The 18,357-nt window shown below is 34.0% G+C and carries 9 protein-coding genes; 8 read left to right on the top strand and 1 reads right to left on the bottom strand.

Annotated features, from left to right (window positions below):
• Positions 1-445: 445 nt before the first annotated feature.
• The 8 genes from OIU83_RS01200 to OIU83_RS01170 all read left to right on the top strand — a co-directional run bounded on the left by OIU83_RS01200 (position 446) and on the right by OIU83_RS01170 (position 16,230).
• On the top strand, positions 446-2,458 hold the full coding sequence (locus OIU83_RS01200; RefSeq protein ID WP_264204455.1) for an ATP-dependent nuclease: 2,013 nt from the start codon (positions 446-448) through the stop codon (positions 2,456-2,458).
• Positions 2,451-4,295 carry a UvrD-helicase domain-containing protein gene (locus OIU83_RS01195; protein ID WP_264204454.1) on the top strand — a complete coding sequence of 615 codons (1,845 nt, stop codon included), beginning with the start codon at positions 2,451-2,453 and terminating at the stop codon, positions 4,293-4,295. The genes OIU83_RS01200 and OIU83_RS01195 overlap by 8 nt, the downstream gene beginning before the upstream one ends.
• A 367-nt stretch (positions 4,296-4,662) precedes the next feature.
• Positions 4,663-5,898, top strand: a complete 1,236-nt coding sequence (locus tag OIU83_RS01190) for an exonuclease SbcCD subunit D (RefSeq protein WP_264204453.1) — start codon at positions 4,663-4,665, stop codon at positions 5,896-5,898.
• A 1-nt stretch (position 5,899) separates the two neighbouring features.
• A complete protein-coding gene (locus tag OIU83_RS01185; protein WP_264204452.1) occupies positions 5,900-9,631 on the top strand; it encodes an AAA family ATPase in 3,732 nt (1,243 codons plus the stop codon).
• Positions 9,632-9,760: 129 nt separating this feature from the next.
• Positions 9,761-13,927, top strand: coding sequence for a hypothetical protein (locus OIU83_RS01180; RefSeq protein ID WP_264204451.1), 4,167 nt, complete (start codon positions 9,761-9,763; stop codon positions 13,925-13,927).
• A 784-nt stretch (positions 13,928-14,711) separates the two neighbouring features.
• Positions 14,712-14,927: a hypothetical protein gene (locus OIU83_RS23565; protein ID WP_404827628.1), complete on the top strand. Its 216-nt coding sequence runs from the start codon at positions 14,712-14,714 to the stop codon at positions 14,925-14,927.
• Between the two features lie 371 nt (positions 14,928-15,298).
• Entirely contained in the window at positions 15,299-15,589 is a 291-nt protein-coding gene (locus tag OIU83_RS01175) for a site-specific integrase (protein WP_264204450.1), read from the top strand.
• A 41-nt stretch (positions 15,590-15,630) separates the two neighbouring features.
• Entirely contained in the window at positions 15,631-16,230 is a 600-nt protein-coding gene (locus tag OIU83_RS01170) for an IS6 family transposase (RefSeq protein ID WP_404827627.1), read from the top strand.
• A 532-nt stretch (positions 16,231-16,762) separates the two neighbouring features.
• On the opposite strand, the gene OIU83_RS01165 is transcribed toward OIU83_RS01170, so the two are convergent.
• Positions 16,763-18,277, bottom strand: coding sequence for a right-handed parallel beta-helix repeat-containing protein (locus tag OIU83_RS01165; RefSeq protein WP_264204449.1), 1,515 nt, complete (start codon positions 18,275-18,277; stop codon positions 16,763-16,765).
• Positions 18,278-18,357 lie beyond the last annotated feature (80 nt).

Here is an 18,357-nt window from a genome sequence, read left to right as displayed (position 1 = left end):
TTGCGGGGCGTTCTAATCGGATGCGCCCGCTTGCACAGAACATGCCTTTATTGGCAGTTCACGCTAGCGGACACGTGTTTATTAACTTATTTTCAAAAATGAAAATAAAAATGTTAAGTGATTCAAAATTAAATTTCCAAAATTGAGTTCAACACTTTCTGAAAGCAAATTAGTTATAGACAATTCTTTAAGTTTATATAGTATTAGATTTAAAAACCATCTGGGAATCTAAAAAAGAAAAACTGATTTTTTTTAGATAGTGTTATTCGTACTTTATTTTTTGTTAAATTGCCATAATTTTAACAAAAAATAAAGTAATTTAAATAAATATTCTGCTCGATCAAAAATCTTCAAATCGTCCTCAATTTTAATTTAAAATTATATTGCAAGTTGCTTCATATTATTACGCGAATTAAATAGAAGATTAAAAACTAAAATACATTTTATGGCAGAATACAAGAATCCTTATATTTCACGGGTAAAAATACAAAACTTTAGAAATTTTTTGAATGTAGATGTTACTCTGGATCACAAACAGGTCATAATTGGAGAAAATAATATAGGAAAAACTAATTTCCTCAGAGCTATTCAATTGATATTAGATAAAGACTTCTCAGATAATGACCGACAGTTATCTGAAAGTGACTTTCATGAAAGTTTACCTGATCCTATGGTAAATGGACAAATTATCGAAATTATGATTCAAATCCAAGGTTTTGAGCACAACTCAAGGTTAATAGGACAATTTGTTGATGCTGTAATTGATGATGCACCACCCACACTTCAATTTGTATATAGATTTTTCCCAAATGTTGGACCATTAGGAAATATTCTTAATTACAAATATGAGATTTACAAAGGAAACAAAGAGTTGTCTAAGTTTACAAGTGAAGACCGTGGATTTATTAACATCTATGTTGTTAAGGCACTGAGAGACGTAGAGCGCGAATTAAAGGCTAATAAAAATTCCCCACTTTATAAACTGGTTAAGAAGTATGATATTTCAAAGGAAGATTTAGAAAATATTTCCGAATCAATGAAAGCTGCTGCCGATGATTTATTGCAATTGGATGAAATTGTCCATATTAAAGATGTTATACAAGATAGATTTGCTTCACTTTCTGGTCTGCAAACCGACAATGATATTACTTTAAGTACTTTCGATATCGACACAGAGAGACTATTGTATACACTTCAAGTCTATTTTGGTGTGAGCGAAAGGCCTGTAGGGGAACTCAGTTTGGGTCTTGGTAATATCCTCTACATTACATTAATGCTTGTTTTACTGAAAGATAGGACTATTCCTCCCATTATCAAGGCTGAAAGATTCCAGGAACTATTACTATTAGATGAAACACAAATAATCAATAATTTTTATGATATAAGTGCCCAATCAAAGTATATATTAAAGTCCCAGATTGCCGATGAAGATATGGAAATTTTATATTCTTGGATGGATGAAAATAATGGTGTACAGCAAACATTTACCATTCTAGCCATTGAAGAACCAGAAGCACATTTAAATCCAATTCTTCAAAGGCTTATATTTAGGGAAGTACTAAATAAAAGCAATACATCAGTGATATTTACCACACACTCTACTTTTATTAGTTCTGTGGCACCGCTGTCATCAATAGTACACATCAGAAAAATTGGTGATGCTAGTGATGTTTTTTCAACAGCAAATTTGATGATTAATGATAGAGAACGAAAGGATATAGAGAGATACATTGATGCAAAGAGAGGAGAATTATATTTTGGAAAAGGAGTTATTCTTGTTGAAGGAATTACAGAAGAATATATTATTCCGGCAGCAGCCAATATACTAAACATACCATTGGATGACTTTGGTATTGTGGTTTGCAACATAGATTCAACCAATTTTAAGCCATATATTCAATTATTGCAGGCATTGAATATACCATGGCATTTAATTACGGATGGAGATTATTATGAAATTAACAGTAATACTAAGGCTGATGGAAGTGTCGTAGAGGAAAGAATATATCATATAATGGATGATCTTACTGGGCGACCATTCGGGTACAGAGGAATTGAAAATGTGAATGCACTTCTCGTAGATCTAAATATTGTAGATCCTGCAGATGTTCCACAATCACCTGAAGATATAAAAGAATTTTTCAAACAGAGTGGTGCCAATGTAGGTACATATACTTTTGAGGTGGATATGATGAACGAGACGAGTGCACATGGAAAAAGTTTAATTAAGAAAATCTACGGGGAACTTATTCTTGGGGGAGATCAAATGCAGAAAAATTTTGATGAAGCACTTGACGCGGTTGACTATTGGTCAGCCTTGAAAAAAATTGAATCGAATATAAGTAAAGGAAGATTTGCTCAGCGTTTGGCAGGAAATCTAACTGAAGAACTGATACCTAAATATATTAAAGATGGGATTGAAAATTTTGTAAAAGAAGTAAAAGAAGATTATGAATAGTTCCTTTTTTGAAGATTTAGAGCTGATTAAAAGAGACCAAAGTCAGATTGAGGCTTATAATTCTCAACGTAATACAGTTGTAATTGCTGGGCCAGGAAGCGGAAAGACTAGAGTACTTGCATTGAAAGCAGCTAGCTTAGCACATGGCACCATTAAAAAACCTTCTGGTCTGGCATGTATCAGTTATAGCAGGGAGACTGTAAGAGAAATTAAAAAACGTCTTAAAGAATATGGTTACAAACCAACTAATAAGGATTATATTGGTACTGTTCACAGTTTTACACTCTTACATGTCATACAGCCTTTTGCACATCTTTATCCTCAGTATGGGGTCAAATATCCAGTCAGGATTATTAAAAAAGAGAACGAGCTAAAAATTTTCAACAGTGTACTTGCAGAGTTTCAAGTTTCGAGCAAAGAGTTAAAATTGATGGAGATCAATAGACAGAGAAGTCTTTCTATAGTGGGCGTCAGCCAGGTTACATTTGATTCAACAGATCTGATTGTAAATGCTGCAAGATGTTTCGAAGAGAAGCTTTTGGAAACAGAATATCTCGATTTTGTAAGTATAATTAATATTTCTGCTCAAATAATTCGTGAACAAGAGTTTGTTAGAATGGCTCTTCGAAGCAGATTTCCTTGGTTACTGGTCGACGAATATCAGGATTTAGGGAAGGCATTACATGAAATGGTACTGGAACTTGTTTTTAATGCAGATATAAAACTTTTTGCGGTCGGTGATATGAACCAATCAATTTATGGCTTTAATGGCGGATATCCCGATTTTCTGATGGAACTTATGGAACGGGATGATATTCATCCTGTGTTGTTGACTAATAATTATAGAAGCAACCAGCATATCATTGCGGCTTCTTTAGAAACTCTTGAACCATCCAAACCTTTATCATATTTTGCAAAAAAAAGATTAGAGGAAAATCCAGATTTTACATTTGTCACCTGCAATCATCAGATGGATCAGCAATACGATGTAGTTGCTAATAAGGTTGTGCCGTTATTAATACAAAATGACGTTGCCTTAAATGAAATTGGTATCATTACATGGTCAAATACTGATGTCAGATTAATGGCTGCTGCTTTAAGAAAGAATAATATTCCTTTTTATATTTCAAAGTGGGATTTTGAAAAAAGTGCCACAGTAACTTGGCTGCAAGAATGCGCTAATTGGTGTATAGATCCTGATAAACAGTCTTTTGAAAATCTTTTTAAATATTGGAAGAACTTATTGATTAATCATAATGATCCACGAAAATTTCTTGAAACTATTGATCTAAAAGTCGATTTTCATAAACTTTTAAAGAAAGGAAAAGAAAAGGAAATTGTATTGGATTGGTTAAGCCTGATGATTAATAATCTAGAACTTGCAAAAGTTCTGGAGCTTTCGGATATGTATCCAAATGAGATTGCAAATCTTCAAATTTTGTTAGATGAAGCCACCAGCCACAATCTAAAGGATATGCCCTTGGAACGATTTGCACATCTTGGTATTCCTAACAATGAAGTAACAATTACCACTAGGCATAGCGCTAAAGGTTTAGAGTTTGAAACGGTTATTCTCCTAGGCATGGAAGAAGGACATTTTCCATTTTATTTAGATGTTAAGAATCCTATACTTTTAGCTGAAGCTCAAAGGTTGTGCTATGTTTGTGTAAGTAGGGCAAAAAAGAGCTGTATTTTGGTTAGATCAGAGAAGTTTACAGTCGATACGAAATATGGTCCAAAAACTCATCCGTACAGTCCTTCACGGTTTTGGACAACTTTAGATCAGAAGTTTGGAAATGAAAATAATCATTTTACTCACATTAATTATCCATCGTGATCTTACAAAAATTACTTAGTAAAGTATGAGTAATTTATACAAAATATTAAATGATTACGGAAAACCATAAATATGGTTAATGATAATCTTGTAGTTTTACTCATAGTTGAAATATTAGAATAAGTAAAACAATAAAAGAAAAAATTAGATCACTCAATGTTGTGTTGACATATAGTATTACATTAACAGATAACTAGATTATAATTAATATTTTGTGATAGATAATGTATCTCACTAATTTTCGATTTAGGGCAGTCGATAAGGAAAGTAACATGGTAGTCACTTTTTTAATAAATATCGTGAATAAGTTTACTTAACATAGTAAATCCAGCTATTCTAAATATGTCCAATTCAATATCTTTTTAATATGAAAATATTACACACTGCGGATTGGCATATAGGCCAATTATTTCATGAGTATGATCGTAACTATGAACATCAACAGTTTTTGGATTGGCTGGTTGCGACACTCCAAGCAGAGCAAATTGACCTTCTGCTTATCAGTGGGGATGTTTTTGATATTTCAAATCCAGCTGCAACATCGATAAAAATGTTTTATACTTTCTTGAATCGAGCAACAAAAGTAAATCCTAATTTGCAGATTATCATCATTGCTGGGAATCATGACTCTGCCTCACGTTTAGAAGCTCCTAAACCACTACTAGAGTCTTCAAATGTCTACATTATAGGATTAGTTGAAAAAGATTCCGAGGGTAATATAGATTTCGGAAAATTGATTATTCCTATACATGATGCATTGGGAAATGTCAAAGTATGGTGCCTTGCTATTCCATTTTTACGTATGGGTGATTATACGGCAATTCCAGATTGTGCAAATCCTTATACGGAAGGAGTCACGACACTATATAAAGAAGCTTTTGATTATGCCCAACAGAAGAAAAAAGAAGGACAAACAATAATTGCAATGGGACATTTGCATACGCATCATGCAGAAATAACAGATCTGGATAAAACTGAGCGATTGATAATGGGAGGTGTAGAATGTATTCCTGCTTCAGCTTTTGATCCAGACATCAAATATGTTGCACTAGGTCATATACATAAAGCACAAAGAATTGGCGGAAAAGAAAATATCCGATATTCTGGTAGTCCTTTACCCATGTCTTTTTCCGAGCTTAACTATAAGCATCAAGTTATAGTCTTCGAACTAGATGAAGAGATTAGCAATATGAAATCGCTTGAAATTCCATTATTTGTTCAACTTCAAAGAATTCCGCTAACCTCACGACCCTTATCAGAAGTCATTGCGCTACTAGAGCAATTACCTGCAATGGATACTACTCCAGAAACAGCTCCCTACCTTGAAGTTCGGGTATTACTTGAGGGACCCGAACCTGCTTTACGACATAAGGTAGAAACAGCATTAGTAGGCAAGAAAATAAGACTTGCCAAGATTGACGTGAAATATCCCGAATCTACTCACCAAGCTACTGAGTTTATTACACAAGAAAAGCTTAACGAATTAGTGCCTTTAGAAGTGTTTACCAAAATATATCAATCGAAGTACAGCACCAATGTCCCTGAAGATATATTGCAACTTTTTCAACAGGTAGACCAAGAAGTAAATCAAACAGAGGAATAAAATGAAGATATTAGCTATACGAATAAAAAACCTAGCTTCTTTAGAAGGAGAGACTAAGATTAACTTTATGACTGAGCCTCTATGTTCGGCTGGGATTTTTGCCATTACAGGAGCCACGGGAGCGGGTAAATCAACAATATTAGATGCACTTTGTCTTGCTTTGTATGGCAAAACTCCCAGATACGTGCAGGCAAAAGAAATGGGAATAGAGATCCAGGATGTTCAGGGAAGCACACTCAGCCAAGGTGATGTTCGAGGTATCTTGCGGGACGGGACGGCTGAAGGTTTTGCTGAGGTGGATTTCGTAGGCATAGACGGTCAACTGTACCGTAGTACATGGAGTGTAAGACGTGCTAGAAACAAAGCCGAAGGCAGCATTCAAGCCGATTCGGTTACTTTAAAGAACATTACTTCCCACATAGATATTCCAGGTAAGAAAGCAGAAACATATAAAGAAATAGAACGATTGGTCGGCTTAAATTTTGAACAGTTTACCAGATCGGTACTACTGGCGCAAGGCGATTTTACCGCTTTCATGAAAGCCAACAAAGATGAAAAATCCTCACTGCTAGAAAAACTAACGGGAACACATGTTTACTCCGAAATTTCGAAAAAGATTTTTGAAAAATTTAAGTTCGAAGAACAGCAACTTCGAGACCTTAATTTCAGAAAAGAAGGAATTGCAACACTTAATGAAGAAGAATTAAAAACTTTGCTCGAAGAACAAGGCATTTTAAAAACCCAAATTAAAGACTTAGAAAAGGAAATAGAAAAATTAACCACGGAAATAAATTGGCACGAACAGCTAGTTAAGCTGCAAGGTAGTTATTTTGAGGCCAATACTGCATTACAGTCATCAGTTGAGGTTAAAGTAAATGCTTACCAACGCAGGCAAAAGCTACTGGTAACCGAACAAGCACAACAAACCAGAAGTTGGGCAGATGCACAAAAACATGCACAACAACAGCATATTGAGAAAGAAACAATACTTGATACCTTACAAGTAACAATTATTTCTTTTCAGGAGCAAAAGAAAAAACTTGAAATACAGCTTTTAGCTTCAGAAACTGATCTTAAGGAAAAAAACAAGGCTCTTAATGATACTTTGCCTTTGCTGGAACAGGCAAGAAAACTGGATACCCTACTTGCTGAAAGAAAGGATCAAGCAGATAATGCCCAAAAAGATGTAGAAAGTGTTTCAGCCAATGTCAACCAACATCAAAAAGTTTTGACGGAGAAGCAAACTGAATTGACCAACGTTTCCGATAAAATTAAGATTACAACGGATTGGAAGATAGAAAATGCAGATCGTAGTCCCATTGCTGATAATAGAAATATTATTCTTTCCAAATTACAGGATGCTCAAAAACTTTTAGAGATATTACAGTCATCCACTAAGGAGTTAGATATATTGAAGCATAAAATTAATTCCAATGAAACTGATAAAACAACAACCGAAGCAAACTTGGACCTATACACGAAAGAATGGGAAAGTTTAAAAAAAGCCTATGATTTACAGTCCAAAGAGTTATTATTAATACCTATAGAAACTTTAAATCTAGATAAGGTAGAAGCAGATCGTAATGTTGAAAACACAATAAAAGCTCAGGGCAATTGGCAACTGTTGTATAATGCAATAACAGACCTTGAAACTTTAAATAAGAAACAAGTAAAAGATCAGTCGGATTACAAAACTAAGGAAAAAACTTTAGGAGAACTTGCCCAGAAATTAGTTGTAGAACTTGCGGAAAAAGATACAGCCTCACAACTTCTAAAACATGCACAACTGGCATCTGCCGAAAATGTAGAAACGCTTAGAGAAACTTTAATCGATGATGAGCCATGTCCAGTATGTGGTAGTACAAGCCATCCCTATGCAGTACATAATCCGCAATTAGAGAACGTACTATCTAAGCTGGAAGAAGTTTATAATCAGAAAGACCAACTTTACCTTGTCAATTATCGTGAATATATTGCTTTTGAACAAGTTTTTAAAACGCTGGAGGAGACCATTCAAAGTCAGAGCGAGGTTATTAAAGTAAATGAAGCTGCTCTTGAAAATAAAAAGCAAGCATGGGATAAATTTAATATTTCAAAAGAAAATCCTTCTATTTCAGAAGCTAAAATGGCTGAGTTTATTGAGGAAAGGTTGAAGAACCTCAAGACCAAACAAGCAGAATTGTTTGTAAAGATACAAGATCATGATTCTCAAAAACAACAACTTGAAGCAAGTAAAATCAAAATTGAACAACATAAAGAAACAGTTGATAACCTTACTAGCCAAGTAAAGGACTTAAAAACTTCCATTGCCTTATATAATGAACAGCAAAGTGGAAAAATTAAGGAAAAGAACAAAACTACATTGGATCTTAGTGAAATAGAAAAAGTACTTTCACATTATTTCACGAATTCAGACTGGATGGAGAATTGGAAGTCGGCGCCATCTGTATTTTTAGATAGCATTAACAGCTTTACTGAAATATGGAAAGAAAATACTGAAAAGTTTATGCAATACACACTTCAAAAAGGAGCATTTGAAGCAACATTAAAAGAACTTGAAAACCAAACCAAAAGCCTTTTAGCAGAGTTTGCAAAGAAGACAGCAGCGCATACAACTCTGCATCAAAATTATCTTGATATCAAGCAACAGCGAGAAAACATTTTTGAAGGAAAATCGGCAGAAGAGGTTGAGGGGCAGATTAAGCAAGCAGTAACCGAAGCCCAAAAACAACTAGACCAGCTTAAAGAAATACAGCAACAATTGAGTACTAATAATACAAAAGCCAACACCCAAAAAGAGGAATTAATTGCAACATTAGGCTCATTAGAAAAGGAAGTCCAAAAAACTTCGCGAAAAATTGAAATATGGCTTAGCGATTACAACGGAAAAAACGACCAATCCTTAGACTTAGCAGAATTGCATGAGCTTCTAATATTAGATAATTATTGGATTGAAAACGAGCGTACTGCATTGAAAATTATTGATGATGAAGTAACCAAAGCTACCTCCGTACTAGTTGAAAGAAAACAATTGTTGGATGTTCATCAACAAATGTCCTTATCCGAACGTCCACTTGATGATCTCAACGTATTAATTACTGCTGCAAAATCAAACATTGAACTACAGAAACATAAAAAAGGGGAGATTGGTTTTCAAGTACAACAAGACGAAACCAATAAAAATAAAATAGGAGATTTACTAATAAGCATTTTAGCACAAGCGAAAATTACAGAAAATTGGAGCAAACTAAACGAAATTATCGGCTCTGCCGATGGTAAAAAATTCCGCCAGATTGCACAGGAATATACGCTCGATGTTCTCCTTGGTTATGCCAATATTCATCTTCAGGTACTAACGAGCAGGTACAAAATTGAACGTATTCCAACTACGCTTGGCTTGCAAGTAGTTGATCATGATATGGGAGATGAGGTACGTACAGTTTATTCGCTTTCAGGAGGAGAATCTTTCTTGGTGTCACTTGCTCTAGCCTTAGGTTTAGCTTCTTTATCATCCAGCCGTATGAAAGTAGAGTCTTTGTTTATTGATGAAGGTTTTGGTTCGTTAGATCCTACCACGCTGAATATTGCAATGGATGCTTTGGAAAGACTACATAATCAGGGACGTAAAGTTGGAGTGATTTCCCACGTTCAGGAAATGACAGAAAGGATTCCTGTACAGATTAAGGTAAGTAAGCAACAGAGTGGCAAGAGTATGGTAGAGGTTTTGGGATAGTAATTAAAAATTTAGCAACATTTTAAAATAACGAATTTAGTGTTTAAGGAAATAACAAATAGGGATGCATGGAGTACTATAAGAGGATTCGTGTATCAGGTTGATTTAACAATTCAAAGATGGTTATCATTGAAAGATAATGAAATATTAGAACTTGAAAAAGGGGAAGATATTGATTTAATTAATAGAGATATTCAAAACAAAGAAATATCCAGAGAACTTGGACAGATTAAATACCGTGAATCGAAAATCTCCCTTAATCAGGAATTAGCATTAGAGGTTCTGCTTAATTTTTTTATAAACAAACAGAATAATAAGGGACATAGGGTATTTTTTAAATTTATAACAAATACAAAATATACCATTGAAAGACCTGCCCTTTTCATCGGAGGCAAATCGGGGATTGAAGCCTGGATGGAAATTTTTAACGCTGAAAGTATTAACCTGGATGATGATAGAATTAAAACTATACAGAATCATTTAAAGACAAAAGTTGCAGTAAAAATAATCAGCGATCCGGCAAAAATAAGAGAAGACCAGAAAGAAGCACAGAAGAACTGGAATGCTTTTCATGATTTCATAGCCGACTCTAATAATCTCTTACAGTTTATTAAAGATTTTGAATGGTCTGTCAGTAATGATGACGCAATAAACATAAGCAATAGCATAAAGGATCAAATTGCCAGAATCGTTGAAAACATAGATACAGATGCCGCCGAAATTCTTTATCAAAAGTTATTTTTATTTGTTTTTAAGCTGCTGACCAATCGCGGATTAAAAAAATTAGATTTCCAGGAGCTAAAAACGCAGCTGTCGAACACTGAATTAAATAGGGCAGACATCGAATTGCTGAAATATTTAAACGATACGCTTAACAAATTTGAAGAGAGGGTAAATGCTGTAGAAAGTCAGGCAAATATCAATGCGGTACATATATCAAAACTGGTAGATAATCTTAATTTGATCCAAAATTCCGATACCGTATTTGATTACAGACTTAAGAATATTTCTACCTCCCGCCCGACACTGGTTAAAAACGGCAGTCAGAGGAATAAAAAAGTTAGTGATGTTAAAGCTAATTTTGCACAATATAAATGGATTGGTTTTCAAGGGATAAATGGTACTGGAAAATCACAGCTGGCTTCACTTATTGCTCGGAAATTTCAAAATATTATTTGGCTGGACCTGCGTCCCTATCATGAAAGTATTGAAAAAACAACACTGCTCATTGAGACCCTTTTCTATACCATTTCTAATCTACAGATCGAAAATGACAGGGAAAACTGGATCAAAAAAGTACTGGAATCTTTCAACAGCAACACGATAATTGTTCTAAATGACATTCCTCAAATTCATATGGATAGTCCTTTATATAGTTTATTCCAATTACTATCTGAAAATATTTCAAAAAGCAATGTAAGGATATTAACTACATCAAATTTTAAATTCCCCCGCGCTTTATTACAGTCATTTGATGAAAATATCTTTCTTCATTATGATGATTTCGAATTCAGCGATGAGGAAATAATAGAGTACATCCTCAACTCAGGCGGCGATGAGACTATTGCACAATATATTGGTTTAATAACCGTCGTATCGCATCGCAATCCACAACTTTTAAGTTCGATCATTTATCACCTGAAAGCAATAAATTGGGGCAAAGATTCAGAGCTGTTGCTCGATGTCATCTTAAAAAATGAGTTTTCAAGCGATGTACTTCAGGACGCTCAATTCGCAATTAAGAAATATATCACTGATGAAAAATCAAGGGAGTTACTATACAGGCTTAGTCTGATAAACTGGGATCTGGGACTCAAAGAAATTACTGCAATCAGTAACGTTGAGGAAAGAATACAGCATCCAAATGAAAAACTTCAGGATTTAGTAAACGTATGGGTCGAACAGCAGGATAAATCATATCAGGTTTCACCTTTAATATATAAAATTGGTGAGAAAAATTTATCCCCCGATACTATAAAAAATACTCATGTCGCAATTGCTAAATCTATTTTGGAGGATAAAAAAATCAATCAAATAAGTGCATCGCGAATTATCAGCTCCTTTCTAAATGCCAAAGATTTCAATAATGCGGGAATTATTCTCTTTATGGTCTATCAATCTGCTGTTACATCTGAAAGCATTAAACAGCTTATCGATTGGGGATACTTAAGCTATTGGACCAAGATTGACATTCCAAAAGAAATGAGTGTGATACTCAGGGCACAAATTAGAAACGAACAAATTCGATTATATAAACTATTAGGAAAAGATCCTTCATTTCTTCTTGAGAAACTAAAAGGATACAGAGACGAAGATAACGCGAAGATTTCAGAAAAAGTTTTATTGTCTCTTTTAACCGTTTCTCATATTGATAGTGCTGATACTGCTGGCTACTGGTATTATTTAGAAATAATGTTAAATAATTTCTCATCTCTTGAAGAACCTTTTCGGGAAATTGCAACTCCTGAATTAATATCAGGACTATTTTGGGTTCCGGTACCTAATCTGTCCAATTTTGACCAGGTTAAGCATTGGCTGGAACTTGTTGAAAAGTTAGAAAATACCTTTCAAATCGATTTCTTTGCAAATGAAATTGCTCAGTATGCAATAGCTGTTTTATCTGGCAGAATAATTTCCTTCACAAAGGATAATGATCTGAACATATCCTATCTGGATTATTTGAGCGGTTATTTTACAAACCGCAAAAACGAAATACTGCAGTCCATTGTAATTAGGGAGAAAATTGTAATTGAGTTTCAGGCACTGGGAAAAGTAGCTGAAATGGAAAAATTATCCATTGAGCTTACTGATACATTTGATTCGAATATTGCCAAATATTTGATATATGACAAAATAGGACGATTATTTTATAACAGTAAGCAGATTGCAAAAAGCAGCGAATGGCTGACAAAAGCTGTACAAATTAATTGTACGGAGCAGGTGGATTTTATTGATTCGCTGATTTATGCCGCCTGTTCATACTCAGCAACAAATCCTGAAAAATCAATTGATTTTTTAAAGAAAGCTGCCGATCTATATAAAGAAACTCCAACATATGAGAATAATGAATTAATTTATATTCAAATATTAGGAGAGCTTGGAATTGCCTATTGGTTAAATAATGAATTTGAAAATAGTTACATAATATTTGAACAGGTAGTCACTAGATTACTGAGCTGCAAAGAAGAAACATTTAATAAGGAATGGATCCAGATTTTTTCTTGGTCAGGTCATGTTCTTGGATATATTTCGGCGTATGTTTCAAAGGATAGAGTACCAACGCATTTAAGTGATGGAAGTGAATATATGAAACCCTTTCAGGGCATATATGCTTTTAGCACACAGGACGTTTCAGATTTGTATGCTTCAACCAAGGATGCCATTGTTACCGCGCACATGGCAGTTTTTGCTGAAGGTATCAATGAGATATACAAAGCCTACACATGGTCATTAAAGGCATTTGATATCGCAAGAAACTCCGGTGACGAAGAAACTTTCTTAATGATTTCAGCTGTTTGCGGGCACTATTCCACCATTAATTTTAAACTTGACGAAGCACTTGAAACCTCGCTTTTATTTTCCGCTGTAACTGCTCATTTAAACGGCACTCCTCTGGATAGGCAGAATCAGCTGCAAAAAATAAACCTTCAGCATCTCTTAGCGGAGAAACCAAGCGAAAAATGGAATATTGCAGAAGAAACGACCACTACAGTGACCATAATTCCTCTTATGATAATGGTACTTACAAATTATCTAAAAGATCAGGCGGATAAAGAGCATACTTTTTACAGCTTCAGGGATCTACTTTCCAATTATCTGAAAAATGCATCAGATAAACAGACATGGGAAGAACTCCTGGATTTAATCACATCCATCTTTGAAGGCAAAATATCAGCAGCTGAGTTAATTCAAAGAAGTAACCGATATGGCGATAGCGAAAATCGAAATTTTCAGATAATTTGCATTTTAGGATTTGTATTTTACTCCAAAAAGCACGATTCTGCGATAACCCAGCTTATCAACGTAATACCATACTTAACCAAAACCTACAAAAATGCGAGCAGTCTCATTAGATCTGTTGTAGCGCCATTTGTTCAACTTATAGCTAAGGAAGCTTTAACTGGATCATTTGTAGGAAGTAAAGATGAGTTTGAATCTGCTGTAGGAAAAATAGAATCTATAAAGAATTCTGACCAAAACCCGGTTCAAAAAATACTGCAGACAGCAGTAATCGAACTTGATATTAAATTAGAAAATGATAGAAAACTATGGTTATTTAAGTACAAGGAAATATAAAAAAAGGAAGTGAACTCCTAAATTAATTCCAAGCAATAACTTACCCCTGAAGTATGTATTTATAAAGTGTTCAACTGTCGAACACCTTGAATCATTTTTTAGGATTATTTTCAGTTAAAAAAAAGCATCATTTTTAGGAAAAAAAACTTAACGATTAATGATTTTTATTAAATTTAAAAAGTCATAAAAAAGCCTTTAAACATTTGTGTTTAAAGGCTTTTTACTAAGCTTGTCTATAAACATTAATATAGGAATTAGGTGTTCGATTGTAGCCCCATCGACTCCAGAATGATCTAATAAAGCTAATTTTTTTGAACTTTTAATATCTGGTAAAATCTATAAACTCAAGCAAAATTAGTAGTGGAAATTAGTCATGTAATTGTTTATTTTCTATCTTTACATTGTAATGATTTGATTATACGAAAGTTAAGTGATCCTATAGGTGACCCTCAGTTTGTTATTGTATCGTAACCCCTGTATTTACTGGGATTTATATAAAGGTTTCGGAGCCTCTTTCTCCGCCAGATGAAGTTTCAAAGGAAACTTTAAAAATCAAAAGCCTTTAAATACTAGTATTTAAAGGCTTTTTTGTTTTTTGTACTTTGTCAAAAAGCACATACTTTATCAAAGAACAGTGTACTTATTGGTGTACCTAAAAAAAATCAGACTTTTTTTTGATTTTAGGTACACTAAAAGTTGTGAATTCCCCGGGAATTCCCTGTCAACTCTAGGCTCTCGCAAAATTTTTAAATCAATTTGAGTATTAATTTAAAAACTAGATAGCATGTTAAAAGTAATTTTTTATCTAAAGTATACCAAAGTTGGCAAAAATGGCGAATCACCAATATTCGCCCGTATTTCCTATAAGAACAAAACAATTTCAATGAGCACTAGAAAATTTATCTCGAAAGAAAGATGGATATTCACTGGCAATCTTAGAAATGTCCTGAAACTTGAAAAAGAAAAGGTAATCAAAATGCCTAGGATCTTTTTCTTCTAGGTATGGAAAAGAAGTTCAATGAACTACTTAAAATTGATCAGGATTTTTCTTTGCAATTACTCAAAGATGAATTTAAAGGGGGAATCAGTTATAAAGGAAGATGGTGTCAGAATAATTGAAATTATGAATAGGCATAATGAATTCTTCCAAAGAAAGGTCAATGCAGGAGAACGATCCACCGCATCACATCAGAAGTATGAGCGCGCAAAAGATTTACTGGTAACCTTTATGAAAAAACAGTATGGTATTTCGGACATGTCTTTAGATGAAGTGACCAGTTCCTACGTTTACAATCTGGAAGCGTTACTTAAGTACGATAGCCATTTTAAAGGCAAAATTGGTGTCCAAAACAATTCTGTAGTCAAAATTATATGCGGATGTATAAGACAGCTTGTAAATATAGTGTTAGAATGGGTTTAATAGATAAAGATCCATTTAGTGTTTATGATGGTAAACTATATATTACTGACGCTATATTTCTTAGTCAGGAAGAACTAGATCGAATTGAAAATAAAAATTTCTCAATTAAACGTCTCGACCGCGTTAAGGATGTTTTTTTATTTAGCTGTTATACTGGGTATGCTCCCGTAGACGCTGCTAATCTTTCATTAAATAATATATCGGAAGATGGCAATGGTAATCTTTGGTTCTGTCACATCTAAAGTTAAGTTTTACCTTTGTCTTTTTTTAAATTCTCAAATTAATGAATACAAAAGGTCATTGTTATCCCAAATTTATTATTCTTCAGTCCGTATATTTTAAACTTAGGTTTTCGTTAAGTTACCGAGATGTTGAAGAGATAATGAAAATGAGAGGAGTTCAAGTTGACCATGCTACAATCCAACGTTGGGTATATAAATTTATCCCATTTATTGAAGCACAAATGAACAAACGAAAGAAAGAAGTTGGTACTAGCTGGAGCATGGATGAGACTTATATAAAAGTTAAAGGAGAGTGGTGTTATCTCTATAGAGCCGTTGATAAGTCTGGAGATACAGTTGATTTCCTGTTGACTAGAGGAAGACAGAGGATGAGTGCTCAGTCATTTTTAATAAAGACAATTGCGAATAATTGTAAACCAGATATTATGAATATTGATAAAAGCGGCTCAAACATAAGAGCTATCAAAGTTTATAACAAACGTTCGTTTTCCAAAATAGCAATTCGACAATGTAAATATCTCAACAATATTGTTGAACAAGATCATCGATTTATAAAATGGAGGATACAAAATGGCTTAGGCTTTAAAAGCTTTGAATCTGCAAAGAGAACTCTTAGTGGAATTGAAGTTGTCACATGCTGAGAAAAAAAACAAATGAGTAATCCAGGGATCACTATGTTTAAATCATTCTGTTCTTTAGTAGCATAACTTTTTAATGTTACCACTTTAATTATGTTTTAATGAAACAGATGCGACAGAACCTTTTTGTAATTCCAAAAACAAAATCGAAAGAATACATAGCAAGCAATCCTATTATTAGACTTCTGTCAGGTATATATTTTAAAATCATATTGTGGTTATTTTAAAATAGCTGTTGTAATTAAACTTCCTGAATTGTTAATTGATTATACTCCAAATATTGCCATCTGGACTTTTCAGATCTAAAAATCTAACGGCTGTTAAGTTGATGCCTTCTGAATTGGTCCATTTACATTTTGGATTGTTTGCTGTAATATTTGGGATGAATGACAATTTAATCAGCAAAGAAATTATTTGCTTTCCGGAAAGTGCAATCGCTTCCAATGCTGGAATCCTCAGTGGATTTCTTCAATTATTGCTTCACCTCCTAATTTCTGTCTAATCTTCCCGGTATGAATAAAATATGTTTACATTATCAATTTACTACCGGTATAAAACTATTATTTGAGGATTGATTACGAATAGTTATGGGACTGATCATTCCAGGAGGTAGCTCTGAGCAATTGTTCATGCTAAATATTCTAATAGTATTGGGTTGCTGAAGCACATCTATATTACAATTTTCAACTACCCAATTTTCCCATATTCCATTAATATGGTTCCATGTATCAAACCCAACCTGGCAATTTATAGAACTACAATTTAGATATATAGTGTCTTTTGCATACATATCTATAAATGGTTTACGGGGGTCCGGAGCCCAACCAAACCCCATTCCATAACCATATTTATCGTAATCATTGGTAGGATTTCTGTTCTCATCAAATACTAAAACATTGTTTGCAACACATGACTCGAATGTAATGTTATTGCCTGCCGCACTAAAGCCACAACTTTGTTTGTCTTGAGGAACAATTGCAAATATGTTTTCGACCACGCAGAACTTTACAAGAATATTGTTGCCATAAACTTCCAGTCCTGTAGCTTTTGCCCCAGTATTTACCGGGGCATCTCCATCAACAATCCCAGTCGCCCTAAAACCAACTACTGTAACATCGTTAGAGTCAAAAATAGACATGCCATGGCAATCATCACAACAACCTCTCAGGTTGGTAGCAGTACAATTTTCGTAGTGAAGGTTAGAACACGCAGTAGGTAGAAAACCTAAAACCGTATGACCAAAAGTTGTAGTTGTTCCTAAGGGATTTGCTTGATAATGAGAACGGGATTCTGACGAGTGACAATTAAGAGTAAGTACATGTTTGCAACCTTCAACATAACTGAACCCGGTTACTGTCCCATCCAGGTTAATCAAATTGCTGGCATAACAATTAGATACTGTAGCATTTGCGGATGCAAACAACTGGATACCTGCATACGCAGGTGCTGTAACTTTTACTCCTGTTATGGTACAGCGTGTTATATTTACATAATTGGAAAATTCAATATAAATACCTGAAGCCGTTATAAATGCATCACCACCAAAATAGGTGTATTCAGAACCTTTTATCGTAATGTTCATGATATTTAAATTACTAATTAATCCAGCACTTATGCCATGCAGAGACATGTTGATTAATTCACCATTCTGAATCGTAATATTTTGGCATCCTTCGAGAGAACCAACATTAATACCAATAATTTCGGCAGTGTGATCTAAGCAAACTGCAGTAATCTTATGCCCGTTTAAATCAAGAATTACATCACTACATGTGATATTTATAGCGATGTATTGATCTTCTGATCCCGGAAGCCAGATAATATCATTAGTGAGATAGTATGTACCTGGCTGTTCTATTTTTATTCCTTGAGCCGGAATTGCGCTAATAACAGGGCCAACCTGAACTTGTTTAGTATCACTAATAAAACTATAGATTATTTTCTTAGCCTTATTCTTAAACTTCTTTATGACTTTTTCAATAGAAGTTTCTTCCTTATGTATGCCACTAAATATCCTTTTTAAAATATTTTCTAAATTTGTATTTTCCATTGTTATTTAATTTTGCTTTTTTGCCTCCGAAAAATAGCTGTTACTGATTTCTATAGCTCTATTAATATTTACAATTCACG

This window comes from Flavobacterium shii (assembly GCF_025847235.1).
GTDB classification, from domain to species: domain Bacteria; phylum Bacteroidota; class Bacteroidia; order Flavobacteriales; family Flavobacteriaceae; genus Flavobacterium; species Flavobacterium shii.
Note: the sequence above shows the minus strand (reverse complement) of the source record. Positions and strands in the feature narration are given on the sequence as shown.